We start from the raw sequence: 5,248 nt of genomic DNA, 5'->3' as shown, positions 1-5,248 counted from the left end.
CGACCCCCCACCCGCCCCCCCCCCCCCCCGGCCCCCTTGCCCGCGACGCCCTGCCGCCCCCCGGCCGGCCGCGCGGCATCGCCCCCCCCCACGCCCGGGCCGCGTCGGTCACCGAGGCGAGCCTCGCGATGGCACGCCTGTCGGAGAAGGTCGACTTCGGGGCACCCGACGGCCCCGCCGATCTGGTGTTCCTCATCGCCGCACCCGAGGGTGGCGCCAGCGAACACATGAAGCTGCTCAGTTCACTTGCCCGCGCCCTCGTCCGGCCGGACTTCGTCGAGGCACTCCGGAGCGCACCCGACGACGCCCAGGTCATCGCCCTGGTCAACGAGGCGATCGATCCGGCCGCGAAGCCCGCATCCACCGTCGCCGTCACCAAACCCGCCGCCGCAACATCGGCGCCGGTGGCCGACGATCAGTCCGGTGACCGGCCGAGCATCGTCGCGATCACCGCCTGCCCGACCGGAATCGCGCACACCTACATGGCGGCCGACGCGCTGAAGTACGCCGCGGAGCGCGCCGGTGTCGACTTCGCCGTCGAGACCCAGGGCTCGTCGGCCACCACACCCTTCGCCTCGGACGTCATCGCGAACGCCGACGCAGTCATCTTCGCCACCGACGTCGGGGTGAAGGGCAAGGAGCGTTTCCACGGCAAGCCCGTCATCGCATCCGGCGTCAAGCGCGCGATCAACGAACCAGACACGATGATCGCCGAAGCCGTTGCGGCAGCGAAGAACCCGAACGCCGCGGTGGTCACCGCCGGGGACGGCGCCGATGCGTCGGACGCCACGCCCGAAGGCGGCGTCGGTCTCGGCAAGCAGCTGCAGCAAGCGTTGATGACCGGCGTCAGCTACATGATCCCGTTCGTGGCGGCCGGCGGCCTGCTGATCGCTCTGGCCTTCCTCCCGTTCCTCGGTGGATATGAGATCGCCAACACGAATCTGGACCCGGACGGCGCCCTGAACGACGGACAGTTCATCGCCCTCAACAACAGCCTGTGGGATCTCCCCGCCGGCGGACTGGGTCAATACATCGGCGCGGTCCTCTTCGCCGTCGGCGGTCTCGCCATGAGCATGCTCGTCCCCGCCTTGGCCGGCTACATATCGTTCGCGATCGCCGACCGGCCCGGCATCGCACCCGGTTTCGTCGCAGGTCTCGTCTCGGTCCAGGTGGGCGCCAGCTTCATCGGTGGCCTGATCGGCGGTCTCATCGCCGGCGTTGTCTGCCTGTGGATCTCGCGATTGCCGCTACCGCAGTGGGCGCGAGGTCTGATGCCTGTGGTCATCATCCCGCTCCTCGGCAGCATGGTCATCGGCGTTCTGTTGTACATGCTGCTCGGAAAGCCCCTGGCCTGGGTCACCGATCAGATGACCGACGGACTCAACAGCATGTCGGGTGGCTCGGCGATCATCCTGGGCATCGTCCTCGGTCTCATGATGTGCTTCGACCTCGGCGGTCCGGTGAACAAGGCCGCGTACCTGTTCGCGACCACGGGCCTCGCAGTCGGCACCACCGCGCAGTTGGAGATCATGGCAGCCGTGATGTGTGCCGGCATGGTTCCGCCGCTGGCGATGGCTCTCGCCACCGTGCTGCGCCCGGGTCTGTTCACCGAGCCGGAACGTGAGAACGGAAAGGCCGCATGGCTGCTCGGAGCGTCGTTCATCTCCGAGGGCGCCATCCCGTTCGCCGCCGTCGATCCGCTGCGGGTGATCCCCTCGATGATGGCCGGTGGTGCACTGTCCGGCGCCTTGATCATGGCCTTCGGCGTCACCCAGCGCGCCCCGCACGGCGGCATCTTCGTCTTCTTCACGATGAACAACTGGCTGCTGTTCCTGGTGTCGCTGGCGGCCGGAACCGTATTGTCGGCAGTCCTGGTGATCGCCGCCAAGCAGTGGCACACCAGCCGCGCCGCCCTGACGGTTCCTGCCTACGAGCCCGTCGCGGCGTGACACGCTCGCCGGATTCGCGCCGCCACGCGGTCGAACTTGGCAGAGTAGAACCCAATACCAACCTCAGCAAAGGAGCGATCATGCCCAGTACCACCGCCGTCGTCGGATCGGCCGTCGGCCTGCACGCACGCCCGGCCACCATCATCGCCGAGGCAGCCGCGGACGCCGGCTCGCCGGTCACCCTCGCGGTCGAGGGCGGTGAACCGGTGGATGCCGGCTCGGCCCTGATGATCATGACGCTTGGCGCGGAGAAGGGCACCAAGGTCGTCGTGACCGCCGACGATCAGAACACCCTCGACGCGATCGTCAAACTCGTCGAGAGCGACCTCGACGCCGAGTAACCCGCCCGACGACGAAACGAGTGGCCGGTCACCTATGAGGTGATCGGCCACTCGTGACTTGCGGTGTCAGGCGTCGACCGCGAGCGGCGCGAGTTCCCCGGCGAAGGCGGACGGCACCCGCACCCGCATCGTGGTGCCGTCGGCGTGATGGTCGGCCGCGAGTACCTCACCCTCGCTGTGCACGCGCGAGACGATGTCGCCACGCGAGAAGGGCACCGCGATGGTCAGTTCGACGTCGGAGGAGCCCACGAACTCGCGGATGCGCTCGAAGAGTTCGGGCAGTCCCTCGCCGGTGCGCGCCGACACGAAGGCCGCCTCGGTTCCCACCGCGCCGCGGATCTCGGTCAGCCGGGTGGCGTCCACCGCGTCGATCTTGTTGATCACCAACAACTCCGGCGGGGCAGCCACGCCCTCCTCGGCGACGATCTCGTTGATCACCCGGCGCACCGCCGAGATCTGTTCCATCGGAAAGGCATCCGACCCGTCGACCACGTGCAGCACCAGGTCGGCGTCGACCACCTCTTCGAGGGTGGATCGGAATGCCTCGACCAGCTGGGTCGGCAGGTGCCGGACGAATCCGACCGTGTCGGTGAACACCACCGCGCGGCCGTCGTCGAGCGTCGCGCGCCGCGTCGTCGGATCGAGCGTCGCGAACAGTGCGTCCTGCACCAGGACACCGGAACCCGTCATCGCGTTCACCAGGCTCGACTTGCCGGCGTTGGTGTAGCCGGCCACCGTGATGGCCGGGATGGCGTTGCGCCGGCGCGCGGCCCGCTTGGTGGTGCGGGCCTTCTTCATGCCGCGAATCTCGCGGCGCAACTTGGCCATTCGCTCACGGATACGCCGCCGGTCGGTCTCGATCTTCGTTTCACCGGGACCACGCAGGCCCACGCCGCCGTTGCTGCCGGCACGACCACCGGCCTGCCGTGACATCGACTCACCCCAGCCGCGCAGGCGCGGGAGCATGTATTCCATCTGGGCGAGCGACACCTGCGCCTTGCCCTCTCGGGAGGTCGCGTGCTGGGCGAAGATGTCGAGGATGAGCGCGGTGCGGTCGATCACCTTGACCTTGACGACCTTCTCCAGCGCGGTCAGCTGTGCGGGTGTGAGCTCACCGTCGCAGATCACGGTGTCGGCGCCGGTGGCCAGCACCACCTCGCGCAGTTCGTCGGCCTTGCCAGACCCGATGTAGGTGGCGGGGTCCGGTTTGCTGCGACGCTGGATCAGCGCGTCGAGCACCTGGGAACCCGCGGTCTCGGCAAGCGCCGCGAGCTCGACCATGTTGGCGCGGGCCGCGGCCGCGCTGCCCTCGGTCCACACGCCGACGAGAACGACCCGTTCGAGTCGGAGGCGGCGGTATTCGACCTCGGTGACGTCGGTGAGTTCCGTCGACAAGCCGGCCACACGCTGCAGTGACGCGCGCTCGGAGAGTTGGAGCTCGCCTGTTGTGGGTGTGGATGTCGTGGGAGTGGATGTCGTGGGAGTGGATTCGGGCGCCTCGAGAAGATCGTCCGGAAAACTGATGTGTGCTGCTGATTCGGTCATACTACGACCATTTTGGCACGTCGCCGGTGTGCTTAGCACATCATTTACTGCGCGCCCGCGTCCCGCCATCCGTCTCGGAGCACCCCGTCGGCGACCAGCATCGACGGGCCACGCAGCCGAGCGCCCGATGCGTCGATCGCGACCCGCACGGTGCCACCGGGTATGTGGATGCGCAGGTCGCCGGTTGTTTCGCCGCGTCCGGCGAAGGCCGCCGCGGCGGCTGCCACGAGACCGGTGCCGCAACTGCGGGTCTCCCCGACCCCACGCTCGAACACCCGCATGTGCGCGGTGAGCACCCCGTCGTCGGCGGGTTCGGGCGGAGTCAACAGTTCGACGTTCGCGCCGTGCGGAAACTCGTCGGGCTCGAGCACGACACCCGTGGTGAAGTCCACCGCGGCGAGCGCATCGGCGGTCAGCTCGCCGACGACGCAGGCCAGATGGGGATTGCCCACGTCGACCTTGGTTCCCACGTAGAGGTCGTCACCGACGCGCACCTTGCCGTCGTCGCCGACCCGCGCAACACCCATCTCGACGGTGACGTCGGCGCGGACGTGGTCGAAGCTGTGCACGGTCACCGGCCGGCCACCCGCGCGGGATCCGACCGTGAAACGGTCGACGTCCACGAGCCCGCTCGCCCGGAGGAAGTGCGCGAACACCCGGACGCCGTTCCCACACATCTCGGCGATCGAGCCGTCGGCGTTGCGGTAGTCCATGAACCAGTCGTCGGGCTCGACGCCGTCGGGCAGTCCGTCGAGCACACCGCCGGACACCAGCGCGCCGGATCGTGCGACACGCAGTAGGCCGTCGGCCCCGATGCCCCGGGGCCGATCGCACAGTGCCGCGACCAGCGCCGCGTCGACGTCGAGTTCGGCCGCCGGGTCGGCGAGGATCACGAAGTCGTTCTGGGTGCCGTGCCCCTTCGCGAAGCGCAAGCCGGTCGTCGCTGTCATCGGTCCAGGATACGTGCGCGCCAGGGCACTCAGCCGTGCACCGTGTCGAGCGCGCGGTCGGCGAGGTCGGGTGCACTCGCGTCGAGCCACACGATGCGGTGGTCGCGCCGAAACCACGACCGCTGGCGGCGCACGTAGCGCCGGGTACCGACAAACGTCAGTTCCTCCGCGGTCTCCAGGTCGTACTCTCCGGCCAGGGCGGCGAGCACCTGGACGTAGCCGATCGCCCGCGACGCGGTACGCCCCTCGACGAGACCGTGCCGCATCAGTTCACGCACCTCGTCGACGAGCCCGTCGGCGAACATCTGCCGCGTTCGCTCCCGAATCCGGTCGTCGAGCTCGGCGGTGTCGCGGTCGAGCGCGATAATTCTTGTGCCCCAGCGTGGTTCGCCGATCTGCGGTGCCGAGGCCGCAAACGGGCGGCCGGTGAGCTCGACGACCTCGAGCGCTCGGACGATCCGGC

General features: G+C 68.9%; 4 protein-coding genes and 1 pseudogene. 2 read left to right on the top strand and 3 right to left on the bottom strand.

Annotation, left to right across the window (positions count from 1 at the left end; all coding sequences use genetic code 11):
* Positions 1 to 1,949: fructose-specific PTS transporter subunit EIIC (locus ABZW74_RS23865; protein ID WP_355279900.1), on the top strand; the 1,949-nt coding region annotated here is incomplete at its 5' end.
* 80 nt (positions 1,950 to 2,029) lie between these two features.
* On the top strand, positions 2,030 to 2,290 hold the full coding sequence (locus ABZW74_RS23860; RefSeq protein WP_240856974.1) for an HPr family phosphocarrier protein: 261 nt from the start codon (positions 2,030 to 2,032) through the stop codon (positions 2,288 to 2,290).
* Between the two features lie 66 nt (positions 2,291 to 2,356).
* Here ABZW74_RS23860 and hflX read toward each other — a convergent pair whose 3' ends face one another.
* The 3 genes and pseudogenes from hflX to ABZW74_RS23845 form a co-directional block, all read right to left on the bottom strand.
* Positions 2,357 to 3,835, bottom strand: coding sequence for a GTPase HflX (gene hflX / locus ABZW74_RS23855; protein ID WP_355279898.1), 1,479 nt, complete (start codon positions 3,833 to 3,835; stop codon positions 2,357 to 2,359).
* Between the two features lie 44 nt (positions 3,836 to 3,879).
* Positions 3,880 to 4,785, bottom strand: coding sequence for a diaminopimelate epimerase (gene dapF / locus ABZW74_RS23850; RefSeq protein ID WP_355279896.1), 906 nt, complete (start codon positions 4,783 to 4,785; stop codon positions 3,880 to 3,882).
* 29 nt (positions 4,786 to 4,814) lie between these two features.
* A pseudogene (locus ABZW74_RS23845) lies at positions 4,815 to 5,248 on the bottom strand (tRNA (adenosine(37)-N6)-dimethylallyltransferase MiaA); the annotation flags it as partial.

Source organism: Gordonia sp. NPDC003585, from assembly GCF_040610755.1.
In the GTDB taxonomy this organism is placed as follows: domain Bacteria; phylum Actinomycetota; class Actinomycetes; order Mycobacteriales; family Mycobacteriaceae; genus Gordonia.
The sequence above is the reverse complement of the archived record's forward strand: the minus strand, read 5'-3'. Positions and strand labels throughout refer to the sequence as shown.